General features: G+C 66.2%; 9 protein-coding genes and 1 pseudogene. 6 read left to right on the top strand and 4 right to left on the bottom strand.

All coding sequences use genetic code 11. The features are described from left to right. Positions 1-156: 156 nt before the first annotated feature. The gene (locus tag IB242_RS17100; protein WP_192282409.1) at positions 157-1122 is read right to left on the bottom strand and encodes a hypothetical protein; all 966 of its coding nucleotides are present in this window, start codon (positions 1120-1122) and stop codon (positions 157-159) included. Positions 1123-1546: 424 nt separating this feature from the next. On the opposite strand from IB242_RS17100, the gene IB242_RS17095 reads away from it, so the two are divergent. Both IB242_RS17095 and IB242_RS17090 read left to right on the top strand, forming a co-directional pair. Then, positions 1547-2389: a restriction endonuclease gene (locus tag IB242_RS17095; protein ID WP_192282407.1), complete on the top strand. Its 843-nt coding sequence runs from the start codon at positions 1547-1549 to the stop codon at positions 2387-2389. Between the two features lie 73 nt (positions 2390-2462). Continuing rightward, positions 2463-4760: pseudogene (locus IB242_RS17090) on the top strand (AAA family ATPase). 211 nt (positions 4761-4971) lie between these two features. Here IB242_RS17090 and IB242_RS17085 read toward each other — a convergent pair. The 3 genes from IB242_RS17085 to IB242_RS17075 all read right to left on the bottom strand — a co-directional run bounded on the left by IB242_RS17085 (position 4972) and on the right by IB242_RS17075 (position 9754). Then, positions 4972-6231, bottom strand: coding sequence for an amidohydrolase family protein (locus tag IB242_RS17085; protein WP_225540805.1), 1260 nt, complete (start codon positions 6229-6231; stop codon positions 4972-4974). Positions 6232-6317: 86 nt separating this feature from the next. Next, the gene (locus IB242_RS17080) at positions 6318-8432 is read right to left on the bottom strand and encodes a M13-type metalloendopeptidase (protein ID WP_225540804.1); all 2115 of its coding nucleotides are present in this window, start codon (positions 8430-8432) and stop codon (positions 6318-6320) included. A 416-nt stretch (positions 8433-8848) separates the two neighbouring features. After that, a complete protein-coding gene (locus tag IB242_RS17075) occupies positions 8849-9754 on the bottom strand; it encodes a LysR family transcriptional regulator (RefSeq protein WP_192282403.1) in 906 nt (301 codons plus the stop codon). A 121-nt stretch (positions 9755-9875) separates the two neighbouring features. Here IB242_RS17075 and IB242_RS17070 point away from each other — a divergent pair, with 121 nt between their 5' ends. The 4 genes from IB242_RS17070 to IB242_RS17055 all read left to right on the top strand — a co-directional run bounded on the left by IB242_RS17070 (position 9876) and on the right by IB242_RS17055 (position 14892). Then, entirely contained in the window at positions 9876-10247 is a 372-nt protein-coding gene (locus IB242_RS17070) for an Atu4866 domain-containing protein (RefSeq protein WP_192282401.1), read from the top strand. A 402-nt stretch (positions 10248-10649) separates the two neighbouring features. Continuing rightward, positions 10650-11384, top strand: coding sequence for an SDR family oxidoreductase (locus IB242_RS17065; RefSeq protein ID WP_192282399.1), 735 nt, complete (start codon positions 10650-10652; stop codon positions 11382-11384). Between the two features lie 388 nt (positions 11385-11772). Beyond that, the gene (locus IB242_RS17060) at positions 11773-12264 is read left to right on the top strand and encodes a nuclear transport factor 2 family protein (protein ID WP_192282397.1); all 492 of its coding nucleotides are present in this window, start codon (positions 11773-11775) and stop codon (positions 12262-12264) included. 1362 nt (positions 12265-13626) lie between these two features. After that, the gene (locus tag IB242_RS17055; protein ID WP_192282395.1) at positions 13627-14892 is read left to right on the top strand and encodes a phospholipase D-like domain-containing protein; all 1266 of its coding nucleotides are present in this window, start codon (positions 13627-13629) and stop codon (positions 14890-14892) included. Positions 14893-15226: the final 334 nt, after the last annotated feature.

Below are 15226 nucleotides of genomic sequence, written 5' to 3'. Positions count from 1 at the left end.
GCGGCGAGTATCCATGATGCCCGTGGCCTTGCCCATGTCGGACGCGCACCGACTGTGGTCGTCGTGACCGAGGGTGCGCGCACTCGCACGGTGTGAGTGCCGTGCCGCCGATATGTCACGCAAGCAGGGAAACTAAAACTGACCCCCGATACCTGGTCATGATCCGCTCCTCGCCGGCATGGCTTGCTCATCAACAAAAGGGTCCGCGTAGCGGCCAGCTTCCTTCGCATCCGCATCGCAGCCAGGGTCCGGCCGTGCTGCACCACAATGCGGCGTGGGCCACTGCGCACGCGGCACCCGCTGGTGATACTGGAAGGCCTTGCCGTCCCAGATGACAAAGCCGAAATGCAGGGCGTCGCCCAGGCGCCGGTCGGCAGGGACGTCTGTCGGCATGGCAATGGGGTCGTAGTCGTCATGGCCACTGCCCGGATTGCGGTTCCTGAGCAGCGCCGTCCAGCGCAGTGCCGGTACCTGGCTCATGTGGCTGAGGTCGAGCTGCAATGATCCAGGTTCGGCTGCGGCACGCTCGGAAAGTGTCAACTGCGGAGCAGGCAGGTAGTGCGCAGTGACATCGGTCAGCGTGCCGCTGCCGGACCACGCGTAAAGGCGGATATCAGCCAAGGCCGACCTGCAAGCTGCTGCATCAAGCTGGTAGGAGCCTTCGGCTGCGATATCAGGGGTGTCATCGATGCAGCGGAAAGGCCCCAGGACAAGGTAGACCGTATCCGCGGCGGTCTTGCCTTCAAATGAGCGCAGGGTAATGCCTTCGAGGAGATCCACGGTGCCCAGGAAGTCGGGCCGGGTACCGCTTCCCGGTATGGCCAAATAGCCTTGCGGCTCAAGAACCAGTGCTACGCGCTCCGCGGCTGGAATGAAAATGTCTTCGTCGGGGATGGCAAGCAGCACCTGGGCGAGGTGTCGTGGCAATAGCCCAAGGCAAGGTTTGTGCATCAGGCCTGTGCTGCGCGCGCGCTCGCTGGGCATCGTGCTGTCGTTGGGATCTTCCGGGCACCACTGCGCGCCCATCGCCTTCTCCACCACGTAGGGGACCCACGGCTGCGGCGACGTTGCAGGAGGCTGTGGCAACGAGGCGAACTCTTCAGCCGTCGCAGTCGAAGTCACCGCTGATGCGTGTGCCTGAGGTGCCGGTGCAGTTGCGGTGGGCGCAGTGTCCTGCGATGCGGCCGGTTTGCACGCTGCCACAAGCGCTGCCAGTACCAATGGAGCAGCGATGAGATGCGGGACACGTGGGACGCAGCCCATTACGACGGCTCCTTCTGCTGTTATGCGCGCAAACATGGCCCGCGCACACGATCACATGGTGGAGGCAGTCTAGCCTTGGTCGGGAGTCAGGAGCAGGAGAAGGTCCTTTTCACGTTCTAGAAGCCGCGCTTTGGCGAAACCGTTCGGGTGCTGGAGAAAGCGATGGCATGTCCAATTCTTGAAGGCACTGTCCCTGACACGCGCTCCGGACATTCGCCGCTGGATACATACTGACAAATCCCTGCCCCGGCGCTATGTTGCAGGTCGGAACGGGGGTTCTTGCATGGGACGCAGGAAGGGAAGCGGATTCGACGCGCTGGCCGCGATGCCGTGGCCGGTGGGTGTCATTGCCGGCATCGCCGGCTTCATCGCGGTGCGCTACGGCGTCGTCTGGTGGCTGTCCGATCAGGGCGGATTGCTGGCGCAGGGATTTTCCCGGCAGTCGGGATCGATATTCGCACCACTGGCGTGGCTTCTACTCGGCATCTGCTGGATGGCCGCGCTGTTCTCATGGCTGGGTGCACGCCGCAAACGGCGCTTCCTGGACACGCGCACCACGCTGGAGAGCCTGGCTGCAGGCGGCTGGCGTCGGTTCGAGCAACTGGTGGGCGAGGCCTTCCGCCGCCAGGGCTACAGCGTCGAAGAGACCGGCCTGGGCGGCCCGGACGGCGGCATCGATCTGATCCTGCGCAAGGACGGCCGCCGCACGCTCGTCCAATGCAAGCAATGGAAGCGCCAGCAGGTGGGCGTCAGCGTGGTGCGTGAGATGGCTGGATTGCTGGCGCACCATCATGCTGATGCAGTGAAGATCGTCTGCGTTGGCTCCTACACACACGACGCCGAGCGGTTTGCGCAAGGCAAGCCGATCGAGCTGGTTGGTGGGGAGCAGTTGCTGGAGATGATCCGGGCGGTGCAGCGGGAGGGCGGCACGTTGCCTTCATCGCAGGCGCGGATCGAACCGGTGGTTGGGCCTGCGGCCGTCACGGCTGCGCCAACCGCAGCACTTTTCTGCCCACGCTGCGGTAGCGCGCTGGTGCAGCGGATCAATCGCCGAACCGGCGAAGGCTTTCTCGGATGCAGCCAGTTTCCGAAGTGCCGGGGGACTGGATTAGTGAACCTGAATTAGTCCTCGCTTTTTTTCTTCTGTTTTCCACGGCACTGAAGTTAGGGATATTCGATTTCACGAAAGGAATTAAAAAATGATTGTCGGCATCAATCATCTCAGGCACTTTGGAATCTTCAGAGATTTCGATGGCACCAAAATAAAAAGGTTCGGGCGTTACAACCTTATATACGGCTGGAACGGAACGGGAAAATCTACTCTGTCTAACCTATTCTCTTCCATTGAGCTACGGGCAGTTCTGCCAAGATTCGGGGGCGGGCAGTTTTCTTTGTCTCTCGAAGACGGATCCATGATTACGGATAAAAACGTCTCTGGAACGTCACTAAACATTCAAACCTTCAATCAAAGTTTCATTCATCAGAACATTGAATGGGACAAGGCGGTAAAGAGCATTCTCCTCATCGCAAAAGAGAAGATCGAGGATGTTCGAAAGCTTGACAATTTAAAGGCTGAGCTTGCGCAGAAAAGCAAGTTCCATGGCGAGAAAAGTGGTGAAGCTGCGAAGATTCGTGATGCGCTTGAAAAGTTCATGACGAATTCTGCAAAGAAAATGAAACTTGGGCTTCAGTCTATTGATACCAGTGACAGCTATTACTTGAACTATGATCGCCGCAAGCTCGCGTCCTTTATTAAAGATCATCAGGCTGATGTACTTGATGCCAAGTCAGTCCTTGATGAGGCCCAGGTCATAGATCTCACAAATGCAGCCAAGCCTGATCAATTGGCCGCAATAGTATTCGCGTCAAATGTAATTGATTTAACTTACTTTAAGAAGGCAGCGGAACGGATCAGGAACTTGATCGGAACAACCGCCGAGAACCAAGCAATTCAAAGACTCGCAGATAACCCTGACATTCGAGATTGGGTGCAGGTGGGCTTGGAGATTCATAAGATCCACGGATCAGAAAAGTGTGAATTCTGCTCCTCTCCGTTCACAGCAGCTCGTGCTGAAGCCCTTGCTGCTCACTTCAGTAAAGAGTTTACGGAGTTTCAAGGCAGGCTAGAGAGCGCTGCAACTTGGATCGAGTCGCAAGGTGCGCCCTCCAATCAACTGCCCGCAGCTTCTGATTTCTACAAGGAGTTCTCCGCGGATTTTGATGTTTTGAGAGGCCAGTACGAAGCTGTTGTGGAGAAGATTAATACGCAAGTCGCGGCATGGTGAGGAGCGCTTGCATCCAAAATAGAAGATCCCAAGAAGACGGATATAGCCGTTACTGACGTCTCAGATGTCGACCTTTTGCAGTTCAACTCCGTGTTGGCATCGATCGTTTCGGTTATTGGGAAGCACAATAACAAAACTAACAACTTCAAGGCCGAGACGACAAAGAGCAAGCGAGCGCTGGAGCTTCACTACGCTGCCGCGGAGGTCCAAGAGTTTGACTACTCTGCAAACGAATTGAAGTCTCAAGAATTGGAGGTGGAGGCGAAGGCAGCCGGCGAAGATATCGCAAAATTGAGGCAGGATATCGGAACAATCGAAGCTTCGCTCTCCAATGAGACGATCGGAGCGGACGAGTTCAATGATACTTTGCATCGATTTATCGGGCGGTCTGAGCTTCGACTCAGATTTAATAAGATCAAGAAAGGATACGAAATCATCCGGAACGGCATCGGCGAGCATGACGGAAACTTGAGTGAGGGCGAAAAGACTGCAATCGCGTTTGTCTACTTCATTACCAAGCTTCGTGAGAACGGAAATAAGATCTCAGACACCATAGTCGTTGTAGACGACCCCGTATCAAGTTTCGACTCCAATCATCTTTTCCATGCTTACTCTTTCTTGCGAACTCAGTGCCAAGACGCGAAGCAGTTGTTCGTGCTGACTCACAATTTCACCTACTTCAAACTAGTAAGGGATTGGTTTTCCGGAAAGAACAAGGGAAAAGATAAGCCGGATGTTAGCTTTTTCTATCAACTCGAAGCTTCGTCCAGTTTGCCTCGTAGTTCCAAACTTGTTGACGCCAATGACTCACTGAAAAACTATGGCTCCGAGTATCACTACATATTCAAGAAACTCTATGAATATAAGACATACGCCAGCCTTGATAGAGATGAGGCCTTTTTAACAGCCAACTTATCTAGGAAGCTTGTTGAGTCCTTCTTTACATTTAAGTTCCCTAAGCGCCGGGGGAACATCAGCCAATTGATGGATGATGGTGTGAAAGGTTGCGTTGTCACGACCCCGGAAACAAAAGAGAAGATCTATCGCTTCATCAACAAATATTCTCATGGCGATGTCATCGAAATAACGGATGAGTCATCGGAGAACCTTGCCGGAGAAGGTCACAGCGTTATCAGTGACATCTTCAAATGGATGGAAGAAGTGGACAAGAAACACTACGACGAGATGATTCAGGTCGTATCGGACCAGTAACGCCGCCTGGCTTACTGAAGGCGGAAAACGGGAGGCAGCTGCATCAGGCATGGCCCAAGATCACGCTGCGTGCCCGGGGTCCTACTCTGATCCGCATTCATCGTCCCATTCGGGACATCCACCCCGCAAACCCATCTCCCGTGGGTGGGAGATGGGCATACAGAGGCTTGGCGCCTGCTGGTCTGCTTGGTCGGCTGGGCGTCCAGCCCCCTCAGGGCTTCCGGTAAACCGCCACACCCGCACGGAAGGTCTGGCGGACGTTGCTGTAGGCGACCACATCCGTCGTCGGGTCGCCATCCAGCAGCACCAGATCGGCCTGCAGGCCGGGGGCGATGCGGCCCTTGCGGTCGGCCTGGCCGAAGCGCGTGGCCGGGGCGGTGGTCAGGCTGGTCAGGATCGCGCGCCAGTCCAGGCCGGCCTGCGCCAGCAGTGCGATCTCGCGCGTGGTGTCGGCTTCATGCATGTAGCCGATGTCGGTGCCGAACAGGATCTCGCCACCGGCTGCGTGCAGCGCCTGGACCTGCTGTACGGCCTGGCCGACGACGCGGTCGATGGCGGTTTCGGGTGCGCCTTCGCGGCGCATCTCGACGTCGAACAGGGCCAGGGTCGGGATCAGCGCCATGTCCGCGGCGCGCAGCCGCTGCACCAGCGCCGCATCCCAGGCGCCGGCCTGCGGGGCGCTGTGGGCGAGCACGTCGACGCCGCTGGCCAGCGACACCTCCAGCCCTTCGCGGTTGGTCGGGTGCGCGAACGCGGGTTTGCCGACCGCATGCGCCTGTTCGACCAGGGCGGTGGCGATGTCCACGCGCATCGGCAGCACGTCGACGGGGCCACCGACGATCGCGCCAGCGAACAGCTTCACGCCATCGGCACCGTCGGCCAGCTCACGGGCCGCGCGCGCTTTCGCCGCGGGCACATCGGCCACCTCGGCGCTGCGCACCCCGAGCGATTCGAACAGCTCGGCGACGTAGTACGGGGTGCCGTTCTCGGGGAAGTACGGCAGGCCGACCGAGAGGATGTCCGGCCCGCGCACCTCGCCGGCGGCGATGCGCGTGCGCAGCCCGGCGGCGACGCCATCGAAGGAACCGATATCGAACACGGTGGTGAAGCCCCAGCGCGTCAGCATCTGCTGCAGCGCGTCTTCCAGCACGTCCGCCGGGGTGGTCGCCGGGGTGCGGGTTTCAGGGGTGAGGAAATGGACGTGGCTGTTCCAGAAGCCGGCCACCAGGGTGCCGCCGCTGCCATCGATGACGGGCACGCCCTCGGGCACGCGCACCTCGGCGCGCGTACCGACCGCGGCGATGCGGCCATCGCGCACCAGCACGGTGCCGTTTTCGATGGGCGCGGCGTCGGGTGCGGCGATCACGCGCGCGCCGGTGATCGCCAGGTCCTGGGCCGATGCGGCCTGCGGCAACGCCATGACGGCCGACAGGCAGGCGGCCATCGCCGATGCGTACGTCCAGTGCTTCATCACGCACTCCCCTCGTTGCGATTCCAGAGTGAACATCCAGACAGCAGGAACCCCGCCGAAGCGGGGTTCCTGTGCAGTGCCTTATATCACCAGATCCGCACCCGGTCTTCCGGGGCGATGTACAGCGGGTCGCCCTGCTTGATGCCGAAGGCGTCGTACCAGGCATCGATGTTGCGCAGCGGGGCGAAGGCGCGGATGTGGCCCGGCGAGTGTGTGCCGTTGACCAGCTGCTGGCGCAGCGCGTCGTCGCGCCACAGGGTGCGCCACACCTGCGCCCAGCCCAGGAACAGGCGCTGTTCGCCGCTGAAGCCGTCGATCACCGGCGCCGGCTTGCCGCCCAGCGAGCGGCGGTAGGCTTCCAGCGAGATGGTCAGGCCGCCGAGGTCGCCGATGTTCTCGCCCATCGCGGTGCGGCCGTTGATGTGCATGCCCGGCAGCTGCGGGAAGGTGTAGGCCTCGTACTGGGCGCCCAGCTTGGCGGCCTGCACCTCGAACTTGGCCGCATCGTCGGCGGTCCACCAGTCGCGCAGCACGCCCTTGCCGTCGGACTTGCGGCCCTGGTCGTCGAAGCCGTGGATGATCTCGTGGCCGATCACGCCGCCGATGCCGCCGTAGTTCACCGCCGGGTCGGCATCGGGGTCGAAGAACGGCGGCTGCAGGATCGCGGCCGGGAACACGATCTCGTTCTTGACCGAGTTGTAGTACGCGTTGACGGTCTGCGGGGTCATGCCCCACTCGGCCTTGTCGACCTGCTTGCCCAGGCGGGCGCGGCGGTAATCCCACTCGAACACGCTGGCGCGCAGGGCGTTGCCGACCACGTCGTCGTTGGCGATGCGCAGCGCGCTGTAGTCGCGCCAGGTGTCGGGGTGGCCGATCTTCAGGCCGAAGCCGGCCAGCTTGGCGTGGGCCTCGGCCTTGGTGGCCGGGCTCATCCAGTCCAGCGTGTCCAGGCGCGCGCCCATGGCCGCCTTCACGTTGGCCACCAGCGCGTCCATCTTGGCCTTGGCGTCGGCCGGGAAGTACAGGCCGACGTAGTCGCGGCCGATGGCCTCGCCCATGCTGCGCTCGACCAGTTCGACGCCGCGCTTCCAGCGCTCGCGCTGCTCCAGCTGGCCGGACAGGAACTTGTCGCGGAACTCGAAGTGGGCGGTGACGAAATCGCTCGACAGCAGCGGCGCGGCGTCGTCGATGGCGTGGAAGGCCTGCCAGGCCTGCAGGGTGGCGACGTCGGTGTCGGCGAAGATCGCGGCCAGCTTCGGGATGGCGGTGCGCTGGCGGACCACGGCGCGGTCGCCATGGTCGACGCCGGCGGCGGTGAAGTAGCTGGCCCACGGGAAGCCCGGCGCGTAGCCGTCGAACTCGGCGAAGGTCACCGGGTTGTAGGTCTTGTCGCGGTCGCGGCTCTCGGCGCGGGTCCAGTGCGCCTCGGCCACGCGCGTCTCGAAGGCCAGCACGGCCTCAGCGCTGCCCTTGGGGTCGCTCCAGCCGCCCAGCTCCAGCATCTGCGCGATGTAGGCCAGGTAGCGCTCGCGCTGCGGGGCGAAGTTCTCGCGCAGGTACATCTCGCGGTCGCCCAGGCCCAGGCCGGACTGGTTCATGTACAGGGTGTAGCGGTCCGGGTCGCGCTGGTCGTCGGACACGCCCAGGCCGAACAGGGTGACGCCGAAGGTGTCGCGCGCGGCCATCAGCTGGGCCTGCGTGGCGTGGCTGTCGGCCTGCTTGATGCGGGCCAGCGGGGCCTTCAGCGGCGCGGCACCGAGCTTGTCGATGGCCGCCTCGTCCAGGAAGCCGCGGTAGATCGCAGCCACCTTGGCGCTGTCGCCGTCGGTGGCCGGGTTGCCCAGCGCATAGCCTTCCACCAGCGCATGCACGCGGGCTTCGGACAGGTCGCGCAGCACGCGGAACGAGCCGTAGCTGGACTGGTCGGCCGGGATCGGGGTGTTCCTGGCCCAGGTGCCGTTGGCGTAGGCGAAGAAATCGGCGCCCGGCGAGACGGTGCGGTCCATGCCGGCGGTGTCGATGCCCCAGGTGCCATAGCGGGTGGCGGCGATGGTGTCGCCACCGCCAGCGGCCTCACCGGCCTCGAACAGCCACTGCTGGCTGCAGGTGTCGTCGGCGCAGGCATGGCGCTCGTGGGCGGTGGCCTGGGCGGCGATACCGAGGGCCAGCAGCGTGGCGGCGGTCAGCAGGGTCTTCTTCAAGGTCGTCTCCGGAAGCGGCGGCACGGTGGCCGACATGACCGGACAGGATAGTTGCAGCGGAGACCAGGGGCGGGTGCCATTGGTTGGGGCGGGGATTGCCCGGGTGTGGAGCGCTGCCGCCTCTGTAGGAGCGGCCGCAGCCGCGACAGCCATGCGTGGGGAGGCGTTGGCCGGGGCCGGAAGGATGGCGGTCGCGGTCCAGCCCGCTCCTACGGGGCAGGGCTTGACCTCGCCTGGGGCGCTGATCGCTTGTGTAGGAGCGGCCGCAGCCGCGACAGCCGTGCGTGGGGAGGCGTTGGCCGGGGCCGGACGGATGGCGGTCGCGGTCAAGCCCGCTCCTACGGGGGTGGGGCGTGGCGCGTGGCGATCGCACCGACGTTGCAGGAGCGACGGCAGGTGGCGGGACTCGGCAGCGGTCAGCGCGGTTCGGTCCGTTCGCGGTACTGACGCACGTGCTCGACCAGCGCGCGCAGCTTGGGCGGCTGGTGGTGGCGGTTGGGGAAGTACAGGAAGAAGCCGGGGAAGGGCGGCAGGTAGTCCTGCAGCAGCGGGACCAGCTCGCCGCGGTCCAGCCAGGGGCGGAAGGTCTCCTCGATGCCGAAGGTGATGCCGCCGCCGGCCAGGGCAGTGCGGACCATCAGCCACATGTCGTTGCTGGTGACCTGCGGCTCGACCTGCACATCGAACGCGCGCCCGTCTTCCACGAACTCCCAGCGATGCGGCGCCATCGCCGGGGTCATGCGCCAGCCGATGCAGCGGTGGCCGACCAGCTCGCGCGGGTGTCCGGGGCGGCCGTGGGCGGCGAGGTAGGCGGGCGAGGCCACGGCCAGTTCGCGCTGCGGGCCGGTGACCGGGACCGCGACCATATCCTGCTCGATCACCTCGCCCAGGCGCACGCCGGCGTCGAAGCCGGCGGCGACGATGTCGAACTCCTCGTCGTTCACCGTCACGTCCAGGGTGATGCCCGGGTGGGCGGCAATGAACCCGGCGATCAGCGGGCCGGACAGGAAGCGTTCGGCGATGGAGGTGGCGGTGACCCGCAGCAGGCCGCGCGGCGGGCCGTCGTCGACCGCCTCGTCCAGGGCGGTACCGAGCGTGGCCAGCGGCTGCGCGACCTGGCGGAACAGCCGCTCGCCGGCCTCGGTGAGCCGCACGCTGCGGGTGGAACGCTGCACCAGGGCGATGCCCAGGCCGTCCTCCAGCCGGCGGATGCCCTGGCTGACCGCCGAGCGGGTCACGCCGAGGCGGTCGGCGGCGGCGCGGAAGTTGTGGCCCTCGGCCACGGCCTGGAACACGCGGAGCAGGTTGAGATCGAGGTCCATGCGGTCGCATCCGGCTGCATTGGTTAGAAAGTCTAACCAATGCGTCCAGCAGTGACGGGATTCTCTCGACAGCGCGCACTGCCTACCGTGTCCACACGCCCACCGCACAGGAGACACCGCCATGCCGCAGTCCAGCTCCCGTCTTCCGCGCCGCGCCCCGGGCGCGGTCCTCGCCTCGGCGCTGCTGGCCGGCGCGGCCGTCGCCGCCGACCCCGCGCCGCCCACCGACCCGCAGCGCTACCTCGGCATGTGGGTGACCGACGATGGCTACATCCGCCACGAACTGCTGCCCGACGGCCGCTACGACGAAGCCCGCGGCCGGACGCGCAGCGCCTACCAGGGCCGCTACGTGATCAGCGGCGACCACATCGATTACGTGGACGACACGGGGTTCACCGCCGATGGCAAGTTCGTCAACGACGTGCTGTACCACGGCGGCATGGTGCTGCGGCGGGAGCGGCCGGCCACCGCATCACCACCGCCGCGCAACTGAGCCTGCCGGACGCAGACGCCACCACATCCGCAGCGCGTCGCCCTCGGGACACGCGCCGCATGCGTCGCGGGAGAGGCGTCGCCGCGCAGGAAGGTGATCCCGCGCCACGCACCGTCGGCGTACAGCACGAACGGGCGGCGCCACCGCCGCATGCCGACATCGCGGAATCGCGGAATCGCCTCCGCGACGCGCATGCGAAGCATGCCGGCATTGGTGATCGAAACGCGACAACGGCCGCCGACGCACCCGCGGACCGGCAGTACCCCACCGTCCCGCACCACCTGCTGCATCCACCTGGTACGTCGTCGCGCTCGCTGCCGCGCCGACGCCTTTCGACCGGACGCATCCCGCAGCGCGTCGTTCCCCCGCATTCCAGTCCTTCACCACACGAGGAACCACCGCATGAACACCATCCAGAACAAGGTCGTCCTGATCACCGGCGCCAGCAGCGGCATCGGCGAAGCCGTCGCCACGGTGCTGGCCGCGCATGGCGCACGCGTGGTGCTGGGCGCACGCCGCACCGAGCGGCTGCGCCAGCTGGTCGACACCATCACCGCCGCGGGCGGCACCGCCATCGCGCGCCGGCTGGACGTCACCGACCGCGCCGACGTGCAGGCCTTCGCCGACCACGCGCTCGACCGCTTCGGCCGCATCGACGTGATCGTCAACAACGCCGGCATCATGCCGCTGGCGCCGATGGCCGCGCTGAAGGTCGACGAGTGGGACCGCATGATCGACGTCAACATCAAGGGCGTGCTGCACGGCATCGCCGCGGTGCTGCCGACGATGCAGGCCCAGCGCAGCGGCCACATCATCAGCGTCGCCTCGATCGGCGGGCTGTACGTGATGCCCAGCGCGGCGGTGTACTGCGCGACCAAGTTCGCGGTGCGGGCGATCTCCGACGGCCTGCGCCAGGAGAACGACACCCTGCGCGTGACCTGCGTCTACCCGGGCGTGGTCGAGTCCGAACTGGCCGACACCATCACCGACCCGGCCACGGCCGAGGCGATCGCCGGCTTCCGCAAAGTGGCGCTGAAGCCGGAGGCGATCGCCAACGCCATCGCGCATGCCATCGCCCAGCCGGCCGACGTGGACACCACCGACATCGTGGTGCGTCCGGTCGCGCATCCGGCCTGAGCCGGCACCGCACGGCGATGGCCTGGCCGGCGCTGGCGCGAGGCCCCGCAGGGCGCGCACCGGCGCTCCATCGCCTGCGGTGCGATCGGCGCGGCCAGGAGCGTGCGGTCGCTGGCGCATGCCGGCGTTCCGCCGCAAACCGGCGGGGTGGACCCGGCAGGTGGTGCGATGCGGCAGGCGCTGGCGACCAACGGCGCGGCAGCTGTGCTCCGACGGCTGCATGGCAGGCGCCTGGACCACAGGCAGCGTCGCCGTCCGGCCCGTGAGCACCCTTGCGGGCCGGACCGCCGGCACCGCGTTGCAGCTGCACGTCGCGCCTGGCACGGCTGGCTGGCTGGCTGGCGACCAGGCTCCCTCGCTTCATTCCCTTCTTCGACAGGAGATCGTCATGCGTTCTACGTCCCCGATCCATCGCAGCGCCGCCATCGCCCTGCTGGGCCTGGCCGCCCTACTGCCATCCATCGCGATGGCCGCTTCGCCTGCATCGCCATCGGCGCACGACAACGCCGCCATCGTGCGGGCCGCATTCGACGCCTGGCGCGACGGACGCGGCAGCGTGTTCGACCTGCTCGCCGACGACGTGGAGTGGACCGTCGCCGGGACCAGCCCGGTCTCCGGCGTCTACCGTTCGCGGCAGGCCTTCCTGGACCAGGCGGTGGCACCGATCACCGCACGCCTGGCCACGCCGATCGTGCCGGAGGTGCAGCACGTGGTCGCCCAGGGCGATGCGGTGGTGGTGCTCTGGCAGGGAACGGCCACCGCCCGCGATGGCGGCACCTACCGCAACCACTACGCCTGGCACATGCAGCTCGAGGGCGGCCACATCGTGCGGGTGGTGGCCTTCCTCGACACCTGGGCGCTGGCCGAACTGATGGAGTAGCACCCCGAAGGAGGCGCGGATCGCAGCGCCGCCCTTGCAGGAGCCGCCCTAGCCTGACCGACCCTGCGGATGGCGCATTCGACCAACATCGTGCCGCGCCTGCGGATCGCGCGCCGCCCCTGTAGGAGCCGCCCCAGCGGCGACCGCCATCTGTGACGGAGCGTGGCCCACGCTCGTCGGCCACCAGCTCGGAGCCCGTGCGAGGGGACGTCGACCGAACGATGGCGGTCGCGGTCGAGCCCGCTCCTACAACCAACATGGTGCCGCGTCTGCGGATCGCGCGTTGCCCCTGTAGGAGCTGCCCCAGCGGCGACCGCCATGTGTGACGGAGCGTGGCCCACGCTCGTCGGCCGCCGGGTCGGAGTAGGTGCGGAGGGGAGCGTCGACCGAACGATGGCGGTCGCGGTCGAGCCCGCTCCTACAACCAACATCGCGACCGATCCTGCGGATCGCGCGCCGCCCCTGTAGGAGCCGCCGCAGCGGCGACCGCCATCTGCGACGGAGCGTGGCCCACGCTCGTCGGCCACCAGCTCGGAGCCCGTGCGAGGGGAGCGTCGACCGAACGATGGCGGTCGCGGTCCAGCCCGCTCCTACGACCAACATCGCAACCGACCCTGCGGATCGCGCGTTGCCCTTGTAGGAGCCGCCCCAGCGGCGACCGCCATGTGTGACGGAGCGTGGCCCACGCTCGCCGGCCGCCAGCGCGGAGCCGGTGCGGAGGGGAGTGCCGACCGAACGATGGCGGTCGCGGTCCAGCCCGCTCCTACGCCCAACATCGCGACCGACCCTGCGGATCGCGCACCGCCCCTGTAGGAGCCGCCCCAGCGGCGACCGCCATGTGTGACGGGCCGTGGGCCCACGCTCGTCGGCCACCAGCTCGGAGCCCGCGCGAGGGGAGCGTCGACCGAACGATGGCGGTCGCGGTCCAGCCCGCTCCTACGCCCAACATCGCGACCGACCCTGCGGATCGCGCACCGCCCCTGTAGGAGCCGCCCCAGCGGCGACCGCCATGTGTGACGGGCCGTGGGCCCACGCTCGTCGGCCACCAGCTCGGAGCCCGCGCGAGGGGAGCGTCGACCGAACGATGGCGGTCGCGGTCCAGCCCGCTCCTACGCCCAACATCGCGACCGACCCTGCGGATCGCGCACCGCCCCTGTAGGAGCCGCCCCAGCGGCGACCGCCATCTGCGACGGAGCGTGGCCCACGCTCGTCGGGGTCGGAGTAGGTGCGAGGGGAGCGTCGACCGAACGCCGGCCTCCCCTCCATCCGCTGTCGCACGATCTTCACCACGCCTTTGCCGGCGCCCGCACCAGAATGCGCGCTCGCAGGAGCAGGCCTGCACGGAACCCGGGAGTCGGCGACATGGCGTGGATCATCGTGGCGGCGGTCGTCGCCACGCTCCTGGGCGGGCTGATCGCCCTGAACTTCGCGACCCCGGAAAAGAAGCTGCAGCACATCCCGGCGCACTGCTACGGCGTGCACGATCCGCTGTTCAAGCGCGAGATGTCGGTGCTGCTGGGCCCGACCATCCTGCCCGGCAACCGGGTGCAGGTCCTCAACAACGGCGACGAGATCTTCCCGGCGATGCTGGAGGCGATCCGCGGCGCGCAGCGCAGCATCACCTTCGAGACCTACATCTACTGGTCCGGCGAGATCGGCAGGGAATTCAGCGAGGCGCTGGCCGCGCGCGCCACCGCCGGCGTCGAGGTGCGGGTGACCATCGACTGGGGCGGCAGCCTCAAGATGGACCCGGCGCTGGTCAGGCGCATGACCGATGCCGGCGTGGAGGTGCACCGCTACCGCCCGCTGGCCTGGTACACCCTGCACCGGACCAACAACCGCACCCACCGCAAGCTGCTGGTCGTCGACGGGCGCATCGGCTTCACCGGGGGCGTCGGCGTGGCCGACCAGTGGATGGGCGACGCGCAGGACCCGGAGCACTGGCGCGACACGCATTACCGCATCGAAGGCCCGGTGGTGGCGCAGGTGCAGGCGGCGTTCAACGACAACTGGATCAAGACCACCGGGCGCGTGCTCAACGGCGCGGACTACTTCCCGAAGCTGGACGCGGCCGGCGACAGCGATGCGCAGCTGTTCGTGGCCTCGCCCGCCGGCGGCAGCGAGAGCATGCACCTGATGTACCTGATGGCCATCGCCGCGGCCGAGCGCTGCATCGACCTGGCCGCCGCCTACTTCGTGCCCGATGCGCTGATCACCCGCTCGCTGCTGGAAGCCCGCGAACGCGGCGTGCGCATCCGCGTGCTGCTGCCCGGCCCGCACATCGACGCGCTGTCGGTGCGGCTGGCCTCGCGCGCCAGCTGGGGCCCGCTGCTGCGCGCCGGCATCGAGATCCACGAGTACCAGCCGACGATGCTGCACACCAAGCTGCTGATCATCGACGACCTGCTGGTGTCGGTGGGCTCGACCAACTTCGACATCCGTTCGTTCCGGCTCAACGACGAGGCCAGCCTCAACGTCTACGACCGCGATCTGGCTGCCTGCATGACCGGCATCTTCGAGCGCGACCTGCAGCAGGCGCAGCGCTACACGCTGGAACGCTGGCTGGCCCGTCCGCTGCGCGAGAAGCTGGCCGAGAAGCTCATCATTCCGATCCGCTCGCAGGTGTGAGTCGGCCGGGACCGGCACTGCCGCGATGATGCGCGGCCGCCGTCAGGGGCGGCGAGATGAATCGCGGATCGGATGATGCGAGCCACCGGCGCGAGCACGCGGTCGAAGCACTGCGCCTGCTCGCGGAGGTGGCGGTGTCGCTGGACCGGCCCGCTGCCGCATCGGCGGACACGGACACTCCGTTGTTCGACACCGCGCTGGCCTCGTTCGTGGGCGTGCACGACTTCTCGGCAAGGCCGCGCGCACGGCGTCTGCTGTCGGGGCCGTTCCCGACCGAAGCCGGGCCGGATGGCATGGGCGAACTCGAACGTGAGCTGCAGGATCTCCGCTGCTG

Source organism: Xanthomonas sp. XNM01, assembly GCF_014851915.1.
Taxonomy (GTDB): domain Bacteria; phylum Pseudomonadota; class Gammaproteobacteria; order Xanthomonadales; family Xanthomonadaceae; genus Pseudoxanthomonas.
The sequence above is the reverse complement of the archived record's forward strand: the minus strand, read 5'-3'. Positions and strand labels throughout refer to the sequence as shown.

Excerpts from the sequence above, each read along its gene's own strand:
- IB242_RS17095 (WP_192282407.1), top strand. The coding sequence starts at position 1,547 with ATGGGACGCAGGAAGGGAAGCGGATTCGACGCGCTGGCCGCGATGCCG.
- IB242_RS17085 (WP_225540805.1), bottom strand. The coding sequence starts at position 6,231 with ATGAAGCACTGGACGTACGCATCGGCGATGGCCGCCTGCCTGTCGGCC.
- IB242_RS17075 (WP_192282403.1), bottom strand. The coding sequence starts at position 9,754 with ATGGACCTCGATCTCAACCTGCTCCGCGTGTTCCAGGCCGTGGCCGAG.
- IB242_RS17070 (WP_192282401.1), top strand. The coding sequence starts at position 9,876 with ATGCCGCAGTCCAGCTCCCGTCTTCCGCGCCGCGCCCCGGGCGCGGTC.
- IB242_RS17065 (WP_192282399.1), top strand. The coding sequence starts at position 10,650 with ATGAACACCATCCAGAACAAGGTCGTCCTGATCACCGGCGCCAGCAGC.
- IB242_RS17060 (WP_192282397.1), top strand. The coding sequence starts at position 11,773 with ATGCGTTCTACGTCCCCGATCCATCGCAGCGCCGCCATCGCCCTGCTG.
- IB242_RS17055 (WP_192282395.1), top strand. The coding sequence starts at position 13,627 with ATGGCGTGGATCATCGTGGCGGCGGTCGTCGCCACGCTCCTGGGCGGG.